General features: G+C 63.2%; 17 protein-coding genes. 6 read left to right on the top strand and 11 right to left on the bottom strand.

Annotated elements, in window-relative coordinates; translation table 11 throughout:
• Window positions 1-4: 4 nt before the first annotated feature.
• Window positions 5-1,468: an efflux transporter outer membrane subunit gene (locus NCS58_RS15850; protein WP_061116127.1), complete on the top strand. Its 1,464-nt coding sequence runs from the start codon at window positions 5-7 to the stop codon at window positions 1,466-1,468.
• Entirely contained in the window at window positions 1,465-1,914 is a 450-nt protein-coding gene (locus NCS58_RS15855) for a PaaI family thioesterase (RefSeq protein WP_061116034.1), read from the top strand. Before NCS58_RS15850 ends, NCS58_RS15855 begins: the two co-directional genes overlap by 4 nt.
• A gap of 61 nt (window positions 1,915-1,975) precedes the next feature.
• Here the strand turns inward: NCS58_RS15855 and NCS58_RS15860 are convergent, their stop codons facing one another.
• Window positions 1,976-3,304: an aspartate aminotransferase family protein gene (locus NCS58_RS15860; RefSeq protein ID WP_061116033.1), complete on the bottom strand. Its 1,329-nt coding sequence runs from the start codon at window positions 3,302-3,304 to the stop codon at window positions 1,976-1,978.
• A 155-nt stretch (window positions 3,305-3,459) separates the two neighbouring features.
• On the opposite strand from NCS58_RS15860, the gene NCS58_RS15865 reads away from it, so the two are divergent.
• A complete protein-coding gene (locus NCS58_RS15865) occupies window positions 3,460-4,875 on the top strand; it encodes a PLP-dependent aminotransferase family protein (RefSeq protein ID WP_061116126.1) in 1,416 nt (471 codons plus the stop codon).
• Window positions 4,876-4,919: 44 nt separating this feature from the next.
• On the opposite strand, the gene NCS58_RS15870 is transcribed toward NCS58_RS15865, so the two are convergent.
• Window positions 4,920-5,180, bottom strand: a complete 261-nt coding sequence (locus tag NCS58_RS15870; RefSeq protein WP_061116032.1) for a hypothetical protein — start codon at window positions 5,178-5,180, stop codon at window positions 4,920-4,922.
• 235 nt (window positions 5,181-5,415) lie between these two features.
• Here NCS58_RS15870 and NCS58_RS15875 point away from each other — a divergent pair, with 235 nt between their 5' ends.
• Window positions 5,416-5,751 carry a hypothetical protein gene (locus NCS58_RS15875; RefSeq protein ID WP_250477339.1) on the top strand — a complete coding sequence of 112 codons (336 nt, stop codon included), beginning with the start codon at window positions 5,416-5,418 and terminating at the stop codon, window positions 5,749-5,751.
• Window positions 5,752-5,758: 7 nt separating this feature from the next.
• Here NCS58_RS15875 and NCS58_RS15880 read toward each other — a convergent pair whose 3' ends face one another.
• The 8 genes from NCS58_RS15880 to NCS58_RS15915 form a co-directional block, all read right to left on the bottom strand.
• Window positions 5,759-6,391 carry an H-NS histone family protein gene (locus NCS58_RS15880; RefSeq protein ID WP_250538631.1) on the bottom strand — a complete coding sequence of 211 codons (633 nt, stop codon included), beginning with the start codon at window positions 6,389-6,391 and terminating at the stop codon, window positions 5,759-5,761.
• Window positions 6,392-6,433: 42 nt separating this feature from the next.
• The gene (gene hpnR, locus NCS58_RS15885) at window positions 6,434-7,972 is read right to left on the bottom strand and encodes a hopanoid C-3 methylase HpnR (RefSeq protein ID WP_061116029.1); all 1,539 of its coding nucleotides are present in this window, start codon (window positions 7,970-7,972) and stop codon (window positions 6,434-6,436) included.
• Between the two features lie 172 nt (window positions 7,973-8,144).
• Entirely contained in the window at window positions 8,145-8,933 is a 789-nt protein-coding gene (locus NCS58_RS15890; protein WP_061116028.1) for a class I SAM-dependent methyltransferase, read from the bottom strand.
• A gap of 15 nt (window positions 8,934-8,948) precedes the next feature.
• The gene (locus tag NCS58_RS15895; protein WP_061116027.1) at window positions 8,949-9,728 is read right to left on the bottom strand and encodes an ABC transporter substrate-binding protein; all 780 of its coding nucleotides are present in this window, start codon (window positions 9,726-9,728) and stop codon (window positions 8,949-8,951) included.
• Between the two features lie 151 nt (window positions 9,729-9,879).
• Window positions 9,880-10,284, bottom strand: coding sequence for an Hsp20/alpha crystallin family protein (locus NCS58_RS15900; RefSeq protein ID WP_250477340.1), 405 nt, complete (start codon window positions 10,282-10,284; stop codon window positions 9,880-9,882).
• Window positions 10,285-10,297: 13 nt separating this feature from the next.
• Window positions 10,298-10,732, bottom strand: coding sequence for an Hsp20/alpha crystallin family protein (locus NCS58_RS15905; protein ID WP_061116025.1), 435 nt, complete (start codon window positions 10,730-10,732; stop codon window positions 10,298-10,300).
• A gap of 202 nt (window positions 10,733-10,934) precedes the next feature.
• A complete protein-coding gene (locus NCS58_RS15910) occupies window positions 10,935-11,312 on the bottom strand; it encodes a DUF934 domain-containing protein (RefSeq protein ID WP_061116024.1) in 378 nt (125 codons plus the stop codon).
• On the bottom strand, window positions 11,309-13,066 hold the full coding sequence (locus tag NCS58_RS15915) for a nitrite/sulfite reductase (RefSeq protein ID WP_061116023.1): 1,758 nt from the start codon (window positions 13,064-13,066) through the stop codon (window positions 11,309-11,311). The genes NCS58_RS15910 and NCS58_RS15915 overlap by 4 nt, the downstream gene beginning before the upstream one ends.
• Window positions 13,067-13,278: 212 nt before the next feature.
• Between NCS58_RS15915 and NCS58_RS15920 the strand changes: the two genes are divergently transcribed.
• Window positions 13,279-13,467: a DUF2970 domain-containing protein gene (locus tag NCS58_RS15920; RefSeq protein WP_061116125.1), complete on the top strand. Its 189-nt coding sequence runs from the start codon at window positions 13,279-13,281 to the stop codon at window positions 13,465-13,467.
• A 71-nt stretch (window positions 13,468-13,538) separates the two neighbouring features.
• A complete protein-coding gene (locus tag NCS58_RS15925; protein ID WP_061116022.1) occupies window positions 13,539-14,522 on the top strand; it encodes a 2-dehydropantoate 2-reductase in 984 nt (327 codons plus the stop codon).
• Window positions 14,523-14,526: 4 nt separating this feature from the next.
• Here the strand turns inward: NCS58_RS15925 and NCS58_RS15930 are convergent, their stop codons facing one another.
• Window positions 14,527-15,732, bottom strand: a complete 1,206-nt coding sequence (locus NCS58_RS15930; RefSeq protein WP_061116021.1) for an NAD(P)/FAD-dependent oxidoreductase — start codon at window positions 15,730-15,732, stop codon at window positions 14,527-14,529.
• Between the last annotated feature and the right edge of the window lie 287 nt (window positions 15,733-16,019).

Below are 16,019 nucleotides of genomic sequence, written 5' to 3' on the forward strand. Positions count from 1 at the left end.
GATCATGAAGAAACTTCTCGCCCACATACTTGCAGGCGTGACATGTCTGACGCTCGCCGCGTGCGCCGTGCAGCCCGAGACGCACGCCGATCTTCCCGCGACCGTGAACGCGACCGCGCCCGCGGACTGGAGTGTCGATGTGCCGAAACAGGCCGTCGATCCCGCTACATGGTGGAATCAGTTCAACGATCCGGTCATGCATGAACTGGTCGCGTCGGTGTTGAACGACAACCTCGATGTTCAGGCGGCGGTCGAGCGCGTGAAGCAGGCGGAGGCGCTCACGACGCAACGGCGCGCGGCCTTGCTGCCGCAACTGGATGCGGGCGCGGGCGGATCGTACTCGCGCCAGAACACGCCGCCGCCGCTCGGCTATGTGAAGCAGGCGGGCTTCGGCCTGACGTTGAGCTGGACGCCCGATGTGTTCGGCGGCGAGCGCCTGGAATTGCTCGCATCGCAGGCGCAGCTCGTCGGGCGTGAACACGCGGCCGATCACATCAGGCTCGCGCTCGCCGCCGACACGGCCGCCGCGTATGTCGATCTGCGCTGGGCGCAAGCCGAACTGAAGATCCTGCAAGACAACCTGGAGATTCGCGAGCGCGCGTTGAAGCTCACGCAACGTCGTCTGCAATACGGTCTCTCGACGAAGCTCGATGTCGCGCGGGCGCAGAATCAGTTGAGCGATCTGCAATCGCGCGTACCGCGCACGCAGGCGACGATTCAGCATCAGTTGAGCCTGATCGCGGTGTATTCGGGACGCACGCCGGAATCCATCGACAAGCTGATGCTCGCGAATCCGGGCGCGGCGCCCGTCATTCCGGTGCCCGCGAGCGGCGCGCCGCAGATGTTGCCGTCCGAAGCGTTGTTGCGCCGTCCCGATGTGCTCGTCGCGTACGCGACCGTGCAGCAGCGCGCGGCGGAAGTCGGGGTCGCGCGTGCGGAGCGCTATCCGAAGTTTTCGCTTCGACTGTCGGATGGCTTGCTCGCATCGTCGTATCTCGGCTTGCCGACGCTGACTGACAACCTGTTCTCGGCCGCGCTCAACGCGACGAGCCCGATCTTCAACGCCGGGCGCATCACGGCGCAGATCGAGCAGAACCAGAGCAAGATGCGTGAATCGGAACTGCGTCTGCGTCAGACGATGCTCGAAGCCCTGAAGGATGTCGAGGATACGCGCAGCGATCTCGTCAGCACGACCGAATCGACCGCGCGCCTGACCGATGCGCTCTCTGCATCGGGCCAGTCGCTGACGCTCTCGACGCAGTTGTACAAGGGCGGCGCGGCCAGTTTTCTCGATGTGCTCGACGCCCAGCAATCCTATCTGCGCGACGCCGATGCGCTGAATCAATCGAAACGCGAACACGCGCTCGCGGCGGTGGCGCTTTATCGCTCGCTGGGCGGCGGCTGGAGCGTGACCGGCGACGACGACGTAATCAAGACCGCCAGCGAAAAAACGGAGACGACGAAATGAGCCTGATCGAAGAAACCGCCGCCGGCCTCGACGGCCTCGCGCAACTGCGCAAGCTGATCGCGTGCGCACGCAAGCCGGGCATCATGGTGTCGCTGGATTTCGAGTTCATCGAAGTGGAGGCGGGCAGGGCGGTGTTCGTGGGCGTGCCCGGCGATCACGCGTATAACCCGATCGGCACCGTGCACGGCGGCTATGCGGCGACGCTGCTCGATTCCGCGTGCGGCTGCTCGGTGCATTCGTGCCTGACCGCGACGCAAGCCTATACGACGCTCGAGTTGAAGGTCGCGTATCACAAGGCGCTCACGCGCGATACGGGTTTGCTGCGCGCGGAGGGTCGCGTGCTGTCGATCGGACGCCGCGCCGCGTTCGCCGAAGCGACCTTGAGGGATGCGAGCGGCAGATTGTTCGCATCGGCGACATCGACGTTGCTCGTCATGGAGCGATGAAAGAAAAAAGCCCGGTGCCTCGTCGCGAGGAACCGGGCTGTCGGCTCGACGAGAAAGCCGCTTATTTCACGCTTTCCAGCGCCTTCCTCACCGTGCCGAAGATCTGGTCGATCTGATCGTCTTCGATGATGAGCGGCGGCGAGAACGCGAGGATATCGCCCGTATAGCGCACGAGCACGCCCGCCTCGAAGCACTTGACGAAGACTTCATACGCACGCGCGCCCGGCGCGCCGTCGCGGGAATCGAGCTCGATGCCCGCGACGAGCCCGAGATTGCGGATGTCCTTCACGAAGGGCGCATCGCGCAACGCGTGCGCGGCGCTTTCGAACTTTTCGGCCTTCGACGCCGCGCGCTCGAACAGCTTGTCGCGCCGATACAGATCGAGCGTCGCGATGGCCGCGGCAGTCGCAACCGGGTGCGCTGAATACGTATAGCCGTGGAACAGTTCGATGGCGTTAGCGGCGCCCGCGTTGACGACCGTGTCGTGCACGTTGCGATGCGCGGCCACAGCGCCCATCGGAATGGTCGCGTTGTTGATCGCCTTGGCCATCGTGATGAGATCGGGCGTCACGCCGAAGTACTCGCTCGCCGTCGCCTTGCCCAGACGCCCGAAGCCGGTGATGACCTCATCGAAAATCAGAAGAATGCCGTATTTCGTGCAGATCTCGCGCAGCTTCTGCAAGTAGCCCTGCGGCGGCACGAGCACGCCCGTGGAACCGGCGAGCGGCTCGACGATCACGGCCGCGATCGTCGACGGATCGTGCAGCGCGACGATGCGTTCCAGATCCTCGGCAAGATGCTCGCCCCATGTGGGCTGCCCTTTCGTGAACGCGTTGTGCGCGAGATCGTGTGTATGCGGCAGATGATCGACCGACGGCAACAGCGCGCCCGAGAACGTCTTGCGATTCGGCGCGATGCCGCCGACCGAAATCCCCCCGAAGCCGACGCCGTGATAGCCGCGTTCCCGGCCGATGAGTCGCGTGCGCTGGCCTTCGCCGCGCGCGCGATGATAGGCGAGCGCGATCTTGAGCGCCGTATCGACCGACTCCGAGCCCGAGTTGGTGAAGAAGATGCGGTCGAGTCCTTCGGGCATCAGATCGGCAACCCTGGTCGCGGCTTCGAATGCGAGCGGGTGACCCATCTGGAAGGTCGGCGCGAAGTCGAGCGTCGAAAGCGCCTTATGCACCGCATCGACGATCTCGTCCCGGCAATGGCCTGCGTTCACGCACCAGAGGCCCGCCGTGCCGTCGAGCACTTCGCGGCCGTCGGTCGAGCGGTAATACATGCCCTTCGCACTTTCGAGCAGGCGCGGCGCGGCCTTGAACTGGCGATTGGCGGTGAACGGCATCCAGAACGACGAAAGGTCATCGATGACGGGGCGAGCATTCATGGCGGGTCTCCTCCTCGGAAAGAACGGTCACTGCACTGTATTCCTCGGCAAAATTGCACGGCATAGACAGTTGAATCACTGCGCTGCCAACTGTGCTGGCAAAATGCTGCGGACTGTATTGGTTGGCGCGCGTCGGCCGCGCTATTCTCGAATCCATGATCGAACTCAAGCTGGAGCGCGGCACGCGGCAGGCGCCGACGCTCGTCGAACAACTTGTGCACGCGTTTTCCACGGCGATCGAAGAGCAGACGCTGCGCGCGGGCGCGCTCCTGCCGTCGGTGCGGCGTCTCGCCGAGGCTGAAAGCCTCAGCACGTTCACGGTGACGGAGGCGTACGGCAGGCTCGTATCGATGGGCCTCGTCACCGCGCGGCGCGGCTCGGGCTATCGCGTGGCCGCGCGCGGGCGCAGCGAACGCGTGCAGGCGGTCGCCTGGCAGCCGCCGAGCCTCACCGCGACGTGGCTTCTCTCGGACGTATTCGCCGATCATTCGGTGCCGATCAAATCAGGCTGCGGCTGGCTGCCTAACGAATGGGTCAACGAGAGCGGCCTGCAACATGCGCTGCGCGCGGTGAGTCGCGTGCCGGCGGCGCGCATCGCGGATTACGGGCATCCGTATGGCTTCGCACCGCTGCGCGAGCGGATCGCGGAGCAGATGGACCGTCACGGCCTGCCGGTCGATGCCGCGACGAACGTGCTGTTGACGGCGGGCGCGACGCAGGCGCTCGATCTCATCGTGCGCACGTTATTGCGTCCGGGCGATGCGGTCGTCGTCGAAGATCCGGGCTACTGCAATCTGCTGCAGATTCTGCGGCTCGCCGGTCTTAAGGTGCATGGCGTGCCGCGCACGGCCGCGGGCATCGATACAGACGTGTTCGAGCGCATCGTCGTCGAGCATCGGCCGAAAGCGGTGTTCCTCAACACGACCTTGCAGAATCCGACGGGCGCGACGTTCGGCATGGCGTCGGCGTTTCGTCTGATGCAGATCGCGGAACGCCACGGCCTGTGGGTCGTCGAGGACGATGTGAACCGCGAGCTCGCGCCGCCCGGCGCGCCCTTGCTCGCGGCGATGGAAGGGCTGAGCCGCGTGCTGTACGTCGGCGGTTTCGCGAAAACGATCACGCCCGCGCTGCGCTGCGGCTATGTCGTCGCTGAACGCGATGTGTTGCGCGAACTGGCGCGCACGAAGATGGCCGTGGGCCTGACGTCATCGGAGGCGACGGAGCGCATCGTCGAGAAAGTGCTGACGGAAGGGCGCTATGCGCGGCATGTGGAATTCGTCGTGGAAAAGCTGAAAGACGCGCATGCGCTCGTGGAGGAGCGCATGGACGCATTGGGCGTCGAGCTGTTCCGGCGTCCGCGTGCGGGACTTTTCGTGTGGGGTGCGTTGCCGATCGATCCCGCAGACGGAAGCGCAGTCGCAACGCGCGCGTTGCAGCACGGCATATGGCTCGCGCCCGGTTCTTATTTCCGTCCCGATGATGCAGAAAGCGCGTGCTTTCGTTTCAACGTCCCGTATTCTCTGGATGATGCGCTTTGGACTTTTCTGGATAAAGCGATTAAGGGTTTTTAGAAGCGGACACGGCGAATCGAATCATCATGTCCGCCCGATTGATCTTATTGCGCGGCTTGAGAAGAAGCCGATGCGGAAACCTGTCCCCGTTGAATCTGTGCGGTGCGTTCCGTATTGCCGAAATCACTGCGACCTTGCGCGGCTTCTTCCGCCGCGAACGTTTGCGCGCTGACGCCACGCTGTGAAGCAGGCGCGCCGGTATCGGGACGATAATGCGGCGCCGGGCCATAGCCGCTTGCGAATGCCGAACCGGCGAAAAGAGAACTCAATGCAATAGCAAAGCCCACTACGAGTCGCTTGTTCACGAGATTGCTCCGTCGAAAATAAGGATGCAGTTGTCTGACAGTAACAACTGCAATCGGAGAGGCGCGTTGTTCGCTACAAAACGCTCCCGACATGCGAACGGAGTGTAGAAGGACTGAGCTGTTTTTTAATCGCACGAAAAGCCAATTGAGTTTTCGCCGATCTCAAACAATGGGATTACGCGGCGGCCAAGCTATGCATTTGCCTGGCCCGCGACGCCGCAAGCTGCGCCCGCAAATGTTCGCAGACATCTTTTCGGCGCACTGCATTGAGCGGATCGCACAGTCGAATGGTGAGTGTCGACGCCTGCGGACGCAGCGCGGGCGGATCATCCGCGTCGGTGTCGGGGGCTTCCCACAGTACGACCGTGAAAGTGCCATCCGAGACTTGCACGACCTGAAAGCGCGCTATATCGATCTTCGTCAGTTCGTGCGATTCGATCGACTGATGCATGGCGTCCTCGGCATTGTCGGCGTGTGTATCTGGATAGACGCAAGCACCATGCCGACGCCAGAAACTTTATGGGCGCGCGGCGCTTGCCGCGCATCCTTCGATTCTTCCGCTCGTTCCTGAATAAAGCTCAAACCGATGACGAGACGCCCGACGCCGGCGCCGCGTCCGCATTGTCCTGCTCAGGCACGGTCGCGGCACTCGGTGCCGCTTTCGCAGCGCGTTTGCGCGGCGCGCTGCGCTTCGCGTCCGCGTTGGCCGCAGACGCTTTTTTCGCAGCAGGCGCCGCAGTTTTTTTCTTCGCCGCCGGCGTGCTCGTTTGCGCTGTCATGGCTTTCTTCGCAGGCTTTTTAACCGCCGCTTTCTTGCTGGCCGCCTCGGGTTTGACCGGCTTCTCCGCGCCTTCCGCGTCGATCAGAAACTTGCTGCGATCCTTCACGCCGGCTATCCACGCAGGCGGGCGCGCCCAGCCGCTCCATGTTTCGCCCGTCTTCGGATTGCGGTACTTCGCGGGCAGCTTGCCTTTCTTTGCGAGCTTCGTCATCGCTTCGTGGCGACCCGCCGGCGCGGGTAAGGCCACGTGCGGCTTCGCGGCGCGTTTGACCTTCCTGCCGTGCCGGTCGATATCCGCGGTCGTGAGGCCGTGCCTGTCCATCATCGCGCGAATATCGTCGAGCACGGCTTGCGCGCGCTTCGCGATCAATTGCTCGGCCTGCGCCTGCAGCTTCTTCAGTTTCGCCTGCATCTGCTTGAGTGTCGCCATCGCTGTCTCCTCTTTCGTTGCTTGTGGGTTGTTGGGGAGGCGCTAATCGGCGCCCATTCTCGTTTCGTCGACGAACTTCTCGGTTGCATCGTCGATGCGGCGCGACCTGCGTCCCGCAGGACCGTGAACATAAACGGCCTTGACGTTCGCGGATGCGTCCGGCGCGGGCGGCGGCGTCATCAGGTAGCGAGCCTCGCGCGCATGATCGGCCAGTTGCAGGCGCGGATCGAATACCGAGTTGAAGCGCCACAGCATGCGCACGAAATTCGTCTGTCCATGCATCAGCAAGTGCATGGCCTGACCCGCCGCGCCGCGCAATGCGGCCCAGCCCATGTGCTTGCGATTGAGTACTTGCTGCGTGCGCACGAGCTCCGCATAGAACTCGGGCAATGGCAGGCGCGTCGGCAAGACCGAATGCTGAATGTCGTAGAGCCGGTAATCGAGGCTGGTGAGACGCCGCTGTTCGCGCAGCCAGATCTCCGTGCCGGGGTAGGGCGTGTTGACGCTGATGTTCACGATCTCAGGAATATCGAGGCACCATTGCCGCACGGTTTCGAAGCGTTCACGGTCCCATTCGGGATCGGCGATGAGATTGAGCGCGACGGTAATGCCCAGCGAGCGCGCGAATTCGAGCGCTTCGAAATTCTTGTCGAGCGTGATGCGCTTGCGAAACGCTTTCAGTCCTTCGGCGTCGATCGCTTCCATGCCGATAAACATGTACTGCAAACCGAGCGTGCGCCAGAAACGGAAGACGTCCTTGTTGCGCAGGAGCACGTCGCCGCGCGTTTCGAGGTAGTACTTCTTGCGGATGCCGTGCCGCTCGATTGCACGGCCGATCTCCATGCCGTGCTCCGCGTGCACGAACGCGACATCGTCGACGATGAACACGCCCGGCTCGCGTATCGACGCAAGTTCCTTTGCAATGATCTCGGGACTGCGCGAACGATAACTTCGGCCATAGAAAGTCCACGCGCTGCAGAAGGTGCAGTCCCACGGACAGCCGCGTGCGAATTCAATCGATGCGCACGGGTCCAGCGTGCCGATGAAATATTTGCGCCGATGCCGCAGCAGATCGCGCGCGGGCAGCACGTCGTCGAGGCTTTCGACGAAGCGCGGCGGCGGCCCCGAGCCGTCGGTCGTGACCGCGCCGGGAACCGCGAGCAGGTCGCTCTTCGTCGCGGCCGCCTGAAGCAGAGCATTCACCGATGCCTCGCCTTCGCCCTTGAGCACGCAATCGATCGCGCCTTCGGCATGACGCAGGATGTCGCTTGCGGTGAACGATGCGCTATGTCCCCCGACGAACACGAAACAATCGGGCAGCAGCGTCTTCACCGTCCTGGCGAGATCGATGATTTCGGGGATGTTGGCGAGATAGTTGCCGGAGAAGCAGAGCGCGTCGGGGCGCCATGCGCGCACGAGGCGGTCGAAGTCGCGGTGCGTTTCGACTTGCAGATCGATCAGGCGCACATCGTGTCCTGCCTGACGCACGGCCGCCGCCACGGTTTCGAGTCCGAGCGGCTCGAGTCGGAGGAACACGCGGGTGTACATCAGGCCGCTGGGATGAACGGCGAGCACTTTCATGGACTCTCCTCGCGGGAACGAATCACATCGTGCGGATCACATCTCCATTCGGGCGCGGCCTCGTTGTCGGTGTTGGGGCCGTTGTTCCATTCTCAGCCTTCGGAAAAGGAATGCGAAGGCGGTATTCATTCTACTGTCGGCTCGTGCGCAGTGCTCGCTTGCGTGCCGATGCTCATAACTTGATCGCAACGAACGCGGCGGTCTCGTAAGGCACGGTGACTTCATGCTTGCCGCTGAGCTCGGGTTGAGATTCGATCAGCTTGCGCACCGCTGCATCGATTTCGGCGCGCGCTGCTTCAGGCAGTGACGCAATGAAGCTCGTCGAGCGGACGCGATGCACGATCACATCTTCGGGCGAACCCGTATGGCCGAGCGAGAAATGCGTATCGACGAGCGGACCGAAGCCTTCATGCGGAAATGCGTTGCGCCATGCGCCCGTGTAATAGCGCGGGGCGTCGCCTTCGTATCGGTTGACGATGGCATCGAGCTTCGCGACCCACGGCACGCGCGCATCGCGCAGATTCCACACGAGGCCGAGGCGGCCGCCCGGCTTCAGCACGCGATGAATTTCGTCGAGCGCGGCGCGGCTTGCAAACCAGTGAAACGACTGCGCACACACGACCGCATCGACCGATGCGTTCCCGAGCGGCATCGATTGCGCGGTGCCGGCAAGCGCCTCGACATCGGGCAGCGCGGCCGCGAGCCTGACGCGCATCGAATCGACCGGTTCGACCGCGATCACGCGCGCGCCCGTCTGCAGGAGACGCGGCGTGAACTTTCCGGTGCCCGCGCCGAGATCGACGACGCTCGCGCCGGGTTTCAGCCCGAGCGTATCGGTGAGCCAGCCCGCGAGTGCCGGCGGATAGTCGGGCCGCCCGAGCACGTAGCTATCCGCGTTGGCCGTATAGCCTTGCACGGCTGCGCGATGCACAGTCGATCGATCGTTCGCGGGCTGCGTCATCGTCGTTAACTCACGTTATTCGCCGTAGATATCGAAGTCGAAGTACTTCCGCTCGATGCGCTTGTAGGTGCCGTCCTTGATCATCGCGGCGATGGCGCCGTCGAGCTTTTCCTTCAGGTCGGTGTCTTCCTTGCGCAAGCCGATGGCCGTGCCGGGCCCGAAGATCGCGCTGTCTTCCAGTGCGCCGCCCGCGAAGCCGTAGGGCTTGCCGCGCGGCGTCTCGAGAAAGCCGCGTTCGGCCTGTACGGCATTTTGCAGCGACGCGTCGAGGCGGCCGGCGAGCAGATCCTGATAGACCTGATCCTGATCCGCATAGGACACGACCTTCACGCCCTTCGCGCCCCAATGCGCCTTCGCGTACGTTTCCTGCATCGAGCCTTGCTCGACGCCGACCGTCTTGCCCGCAAGCGAATCCGCCGTCGGCTGGATGTTCGAATCGCGTCTGGCGACGAGGCGCGTGGGCACATGAAAGAGCTTGCTGGAGAACGCGATCTGCTTGACGCGCGCGGGTGTCATCGACATCGTGGAGAGCACGCCGTCGAACTTGCGCGATTTGAGGCCGGGAATCATGCCGTCGAATGCATTTTCGACCCACACGCATTTCGCGTTGAGACGCCGGCAGAGTTCATTGCCGACATCGATGTCGAAGCCGACCAGCGTGCCGTCTGGTGCTTTCGATTCGAAAGGCGGATAACTTGCATCGACACCGAAGCGGATAGTCGACCATTCTTTTGCATGCACTCCGATCGACACGGCCAGCATCGAACCCAACAACACCGTCAACAGCCTCTTCACGATAGTCCCTTCTTTCCATGAGTATTTGAGCGGAGGCGGCTTTAAGCCGCCGCTGACGATTATAGAGGCGTGCGTGCAGCGAAAAAAAGAAACACGGCCGCGAAGAGGTCGCGGCCGTTCGAAGCGAAAGTTATAGCGTTGTTGTCAGCGCTTATCCTGCACGCACTTCGACGCGGCGCGGACGGGCTTCCTCGCGACGCGGAATCGTCAGCCTGAGGACGCCGTTGGTGAGATTCGCGTCGATCTTCGTCGTGTCGAAGTCGTCGCTCACCGTGAAGGCGCGTGCGAAACGCGGTGCGCGCAATTCAGCATGATGCACACGCACCGCGCCTTGCACGGGCAGCTCCGCTTCGGCTTCGATGGTGAGGCGGGCATCGTGCACCTTGACGTCGAGCTTCTCGCGCGACACGCCGGGAAGATCGGCCCAGAGCGTGATGCCGTGGCTATCCTCGACGATATCGACCGCCGGCGTCACCGTTGCGCGGCGCACCGCGTCTTCGTTCTTGCGCGCCACTTCGTTCGTGCCTTGCGGGGCGACTTGCGTATTATCGGTCATGATGTTTTCCCTCTTACTGAATGGTGATCGCGCGCGGCTTCGACGCTTCGCGCTTGCCGATGGTGATGGACAGCGTGCCGTTCTCATAGCGCGCTTCGACCTTGTCGGCGTCCGCATTTTGCGGCAACTCGATCACGCGGCGGAAACTGCCGTTGAAGCGTTCTTTTGCATAAGTGCGGGCGCCTTCCACTGTTGCTTGCGCCTTGCGCTCGCCACTGATGGTGAGCGTGCCTTTGTCGACGGTCACATCGAGCGAAGCGGGCTCGACGCCCGGCGCAAACGCGACGATGTGAATCGCATCATCCGTGCTGCCGATGTTCAGACGAGGGAAAGCATCCGCACGGCTCGAACGAATGCTGGAAGGAAGATTGCCGAAGAGCGAGGACACCTGCCGTTGCATGCGATCCAGCTCCGAAAAAACGTCGCCGCCAAAATAAAAGTCACTCATGGTCCAGTCTCCGATATGCGGCCCAACGTGGCCGGCAGCAGGAAGTTGAAACGACAGCGCGGTTATCGCTGCCTGTGCATTCAAAGTAGGAGCGAAGGCTATCGTTTCAATACCGGAGCGCTATGTTTCCAGTGCAATTTTTTTTCGCGTGGCGGCTCTTGAAAGGCGTCGAAGTGTTCTTATTTCGATCCGAATGCGCGCTTCAGTTTGACGCCAGATCGCCCTGGTAGTAGCCGGCGAAACGTGCGAACTGTCGTTCGGCATCAGTGATATCCACCCCTTCCTTGAGCACCGCGCTCGAAAACCCCGTCCGCTCCATTTGCACGAGTTGATCGATCAACACGTCGCCGGTTGCGCGCAAGTCCCCTTCGAAACCCAGACGCCGACGCAGCAGATAAGCCTGGCTATAAGCGCGCCCGTCGGTGAAGTGCGGAAAGTGCAGTTCGATGCGATCTATCTCCGCGAAACGATCTTTCAGCGATCGGGGATCGTCGTCGTTTGCGAGGATCGCGACACGTTCGTTCGTATCCGCGTCGCGATCCTGATGCGCGAGAATGCGCATGCGTCGAATGTCGTTCATGCCGTCTCCTCGTCGTTCGTTCGGGCTGCATGGGCTGCGGCCTTGAAGGGTTCGAGGCCTACTCGGCGCACGGTGTCGATGAAGCGCTCATGGCGCTCGCGCGTGTCGCGATAAGTCGTGAGAATCGCCTCGATCACATCCGGCACTTCGGCTGCGCTGAACGACGGGCCGATCACCTTGCCGGGCTGCGCCGTGCCGCTCGCCGCGCTGCCGTCCGATCCGCCGAGGGTGAGCTGATACCACTCGCGTCCGTCCTTGTCGACGCCGAGCACGCCGATATGCCCGCTGTGATGATGCCCGCACGAGTTGATGCAGCCGCTGATATGCAGATCGATTTCGCCGATATCGTCGAGCTCGTCGAGATCTTCATAGCGCTCGGTAATCGCCTGCGCGATCGGCAGTGAACGAGCATTCGCGAGCGCGCAGAAGTCGCCGCCGGGACACGCGATCATGTCGGTGAGAAGCTGCACGTTCGCGCTCGCCAAGCCCGCTTCGCGCGCGGCTTGCCATAGCGCGAATAGCTCGTTTGCACGCACCCAAGGCAGCACGACATTCTGCGTGTGCGTGACGCGCGCTTCGCCTGCCGAGAAGCGATCGGCGAGATTCGCGACGATGTCGAGCTGGTCCGCGCTCGCATCGCCCGGTGCTTGCAACAGCCGCTTGAACGACAGCGTCACGATGCGCAGCGCGGGGTCCTTATGCCGCGCCACGTTGCGTTGCAGCCAGCGCGCGAAGAGCGGATGGGCGTCCGGGTCGATGTCATCGAACGTTGTAAGCGGCGCATTCAACGCGGGCGGCACGAACGACGCACTCACGCGGTCGAGTTCCGTCTGCGAGATGAGATGCGGCGCGCCGTCGTGCTCGACGATCTGCCGGAACTCTTCGTCGACATCGTCGATATAGCGCTGGCCCTCGGCTTTCATCAGAATCTTGATCCGCGCCTTGTACTTGTTATCGCGGCGTCCGTAGCGGTTATACACGCGCACGATCGCCTCGATGTAGTTCATGATGTGCCGCCACGGCAGAAACTCCCGCATCAACGTGGCGATGACCGGCGTGCGCCCCATGCCGCCGCCCGCGCTCACGCGAAAGCCGAGCTCGCCGCTATCGTTGCGCACGAGTTGCAGGCCGACGTCGTGCCACGCGGTCGCCGCACGATCCTCGCTCGCACCCGTGATCGCAATCTTGAACTTGCGCGGCAGAAAGGCGAATTCGGGATGCAGCGTCGTCCATTGCCGCATGATCTCGGCGAACGGACGCGGATCGGCCACTTCGTCGGGCGCGACGCCCGCGCGTTCATCGCAGGAAATGTTGCGAATGCAATTACCGCTCGTCTGAATACCGTGCATGTCGACGGTGGCGAGCAGGTCCATCACGTCGGCGGATTTGTCGAGCGGGATCCAGTTGAATTGCACGTTGGTGCGCGTCGTGAAGTGCGCGCAATGCGTCGGCAGGCGTTCGGTCCCGAGCTTGCGCTGAGCCTCGCTGGCGGCGCGATAGACTTCGGGATCGGGATTGTCGTATTCGCGGGCGATGCGCGCGAGCATCCGCAATTGCGCGCTCGACAGCTCGCCGTAGGGCACGGCCACGCGCAGCATCGGCGCATGGCGCTGCACGTACCATCCGTTTTGCAGGCGCAGCGGACGGAACGCATCTTCGCTCAGACGGCCGTCCTGCCAGCGCTCGAGCTGATCGCGGAACTGCGAGGCGCGGCTCCTCACGAAGGATTTGTCGAACTCGGTGTATTGGTACATGGAAGCAGCGGCATGGCGGAAAGAAGGCCAACGATAGAGGGCGTCGCCGCATTCCGAAAGCAGCAGTTGCGATGAATTCGACGGTAGCAGTCAATGCCACGCGCCGTTCTGCTACCGCCGAATACACCGCATCTGCTGCTGTTTTTCACATGACGCGGCGCGCAACATCGATGCATGAAAGATCGATTCGGACCCACGTGAAGGAGCCGCTCATGGAACTCTTGAAGATGATGCGCATCGTGTTTTGGAGCTTTTTCGGCGTGCGCAAGCGCGCGTCGCACAACGCCGATTTCGCGCATGTGAAGCTGCCGCTCTTGCCGGTCATCGCCGTGATGCTCGCGGGCGCGTTCGGTTTGACGCTGCTGACGGTCGCGAAGCTCGCCACGGGCATCGCGCACTGATTGCGCGGCGCGCAGCGCGTCCCGCTCTTACAATGGCGATCGGATGATTGCCATGAGCGAGGATCGGGACCATGAAAGTATGCGTATATGGCGCGGGCGCCATCGGTGGATGGATCGGCGTGAAGCTCGCGCAGGCGGGCTGCGATGTCGGCGTGGTCGCACGCGGCGCGACGCTCGACGCGTTGAAGAAAGAAGGGCTGCGGCTCGTCGAGACCGATGCGACGCATACGGTGAAGGTCGCGGCAAGCGCCGAACCCACGGATCTCGGCGCGCAGGATCTCGTCATCGTGGCGGTGAAGGCGCCCGCGATGGAATCCGTCGCCATGCATATCGCGCCGCTGCTTTCAAGCGACACGACCGTGCTGACCGCGATGAACGGCGTGCCCTGGTGGTTCTGCGACGGTCTCGGCGAGCCTTTCGCGGGCAAGCGCCTCTCGTCGGTCGATCCGCACGGCACGATCGCCGCGGCGATTCCAGGCGCGCAGACGGTCGGCTGCGTCGTGCATGCTAGCTGCTTCGTCGAAGCGCCGGGCGTCATCCGGCATCGTCAGGGCAGAGGCCTGATTCTCGGCGAAGCGACGGGCGCGCCCACCGCACGCACCGAATCGCTCGTGTCGCTCTTCTCGAAGGCCGGCTTCGACGCCACGCTCTCCACGCAGATTCAACGCGACGTCTGGTTCAAGCTGTGGGGCAACATGACGATGAACCCCATCAGCGCGATCACCGGCGCGACCACCGACCGCATCCTGAGCGACGATCTCGTGCGCGGCTTCGTGACGAACGTCATGCTCGAAGCGAAGGAGATCGGCGCGCGCTTCGGCATTCCCATCGACCAGGATCCGGAAGATCGTCACGCCGTCACGCTCAAGCTCGGCGCGATGAAAACGTCGATGTTGCAGGACGTCGAGGCAGGCAAGGCGGTCGAGCTCGATGCGCTTGTCGCCTCGGTGCGCGAGCTGGGCGCGATAACCGGCGTGCAGACGCCGTTCACCGATGCCCTGCTGGGCCTCGCGCGCCTGCACGCGCGCACGCTGGGCCTCTATCCGGCGGCGTGAGCCTTTACGCCACGACGATACGCAGCGGGTCCGCGGCCGCGAACGCTTCGGCCCGCTCCGCGCTCGGCGGATAAATCCACTCGGTGTTGATGCGCGTCTTCAGTTCCTTTGCCTGCGCGCCAGACATCTTCACTTCACGCTCCCAGCCTTCCGTATAGACCGCGCCCCACGGTCCCAGATCGAGACACGTCACGTATTTCGGCTGGCTGTAGGGGATCGGCGCTTCGCCCAGCAGGTCCGCTGCAACATTGTGGCCCGCCGATCGGCCGAGGTTCATCGCGTGCTGACAGGACATCATCGCGTGATTGCCGTCGTCGTCGGTGGCGGCGTAGGCGACGTCGCCCGTGGCATAGACCGTGTCGACACCCAGCACGCGCAGATTGCGATCCACATGCAGACGCCCCAGCGCGTCGCGCTCGGCGGGAATGTGCGCGGTCAGCGCGCTCGCGCGCACGCCGGCGGTCCAGATCACCGTGCTCGCTTCGATGCGCTCGCCTTCGGACGTGATGAGGCCGTCCGCATCGACCGATGTCACCGCCGCGCCGAGCCGCCACTGCACGCCGAGCGCCTCGAGCGCCTCGACGATGACCGGACGCGGACCCGCGCCCAGGTCCGGACCGATTTCCTTGTCGCGCTCGACAATGATGACCCGCACCTTCGCGTTCTCGCCGAGCGCCGCGCGCAGGCGCGCGGGCATTTCCGCCGCCGTTTCGATGCCCGTGAAGCCGCCGCCGGCGACGACCACCGTGTTGCGCGCGAGCGTGTCGGGCTGCGTCGCGAGGGCCTTGATATGCGCTTCGAGCGCGGCGGCTTCATCGACCTGATCGACGCTGAACGCGTGCTTTGCAAGCCCCGGAATCTGCGGGCGGAACAGGCGGCTGCCCGTCGCCAGAACGAGTCGGTCGTAGTTTATCGACGACGGCGTGCCGTGCGCGCCGAGCACGTCGACTTCGGAGCGCTCGACGTGAATGCGCTCCACCGTACCCTGAATGAATCTCACGCCCGTGGACGCGAAAATGTCCAGAAGCGGCGCCTTCATGCCCGCTGCATTTTCTTCATACAGACGCGGACGCACGTGCAGATGCGGCTCCGGCGCGACCAGCACGACTTCGATATCTGTGCGGCCGTGCTGATCGATAAGGCGCGCGGCGGACAGGGCGCTCCACATGCCGGCGAAGCCGGCTCCGACTACCAGAATGCGCTTGGACATTTCGATGCTCCGTGGATTTCGATATTGGGGTCGTTCGACGGACGGTTATCGTCGTCATCGATTAACTGCGATTTTATGAGTCGTAGTTAATCGAGGCAAGAAAATTTTCCGGCGCGTGTCAAAATGTCTCAGGTTAGAGGATCGGAATTCGAGGTAAGCGAGTTCCAGACATCAGAACGTTGATCTGGGACAAGGCAAGGCGCAGTTGGAAAGCGGAAAAGCCGCGAAAGCCGAAGGAGTCCGCCGTCGCGCTAAGCTAAAGGCACGCAACGAAACGTCAGAGGAAG

Source organism: Caballeronia sp. INML3B, assembly GCF_023631305.1.
In the GTDB taxonomy this organism is placed as follows: domain Bacteria; phylum Pseudomonadota; class Gammaproteobacteria; order Burkholderiales; family Burkholderiaceae; genus Caballeronia; species Caballeronia turbans.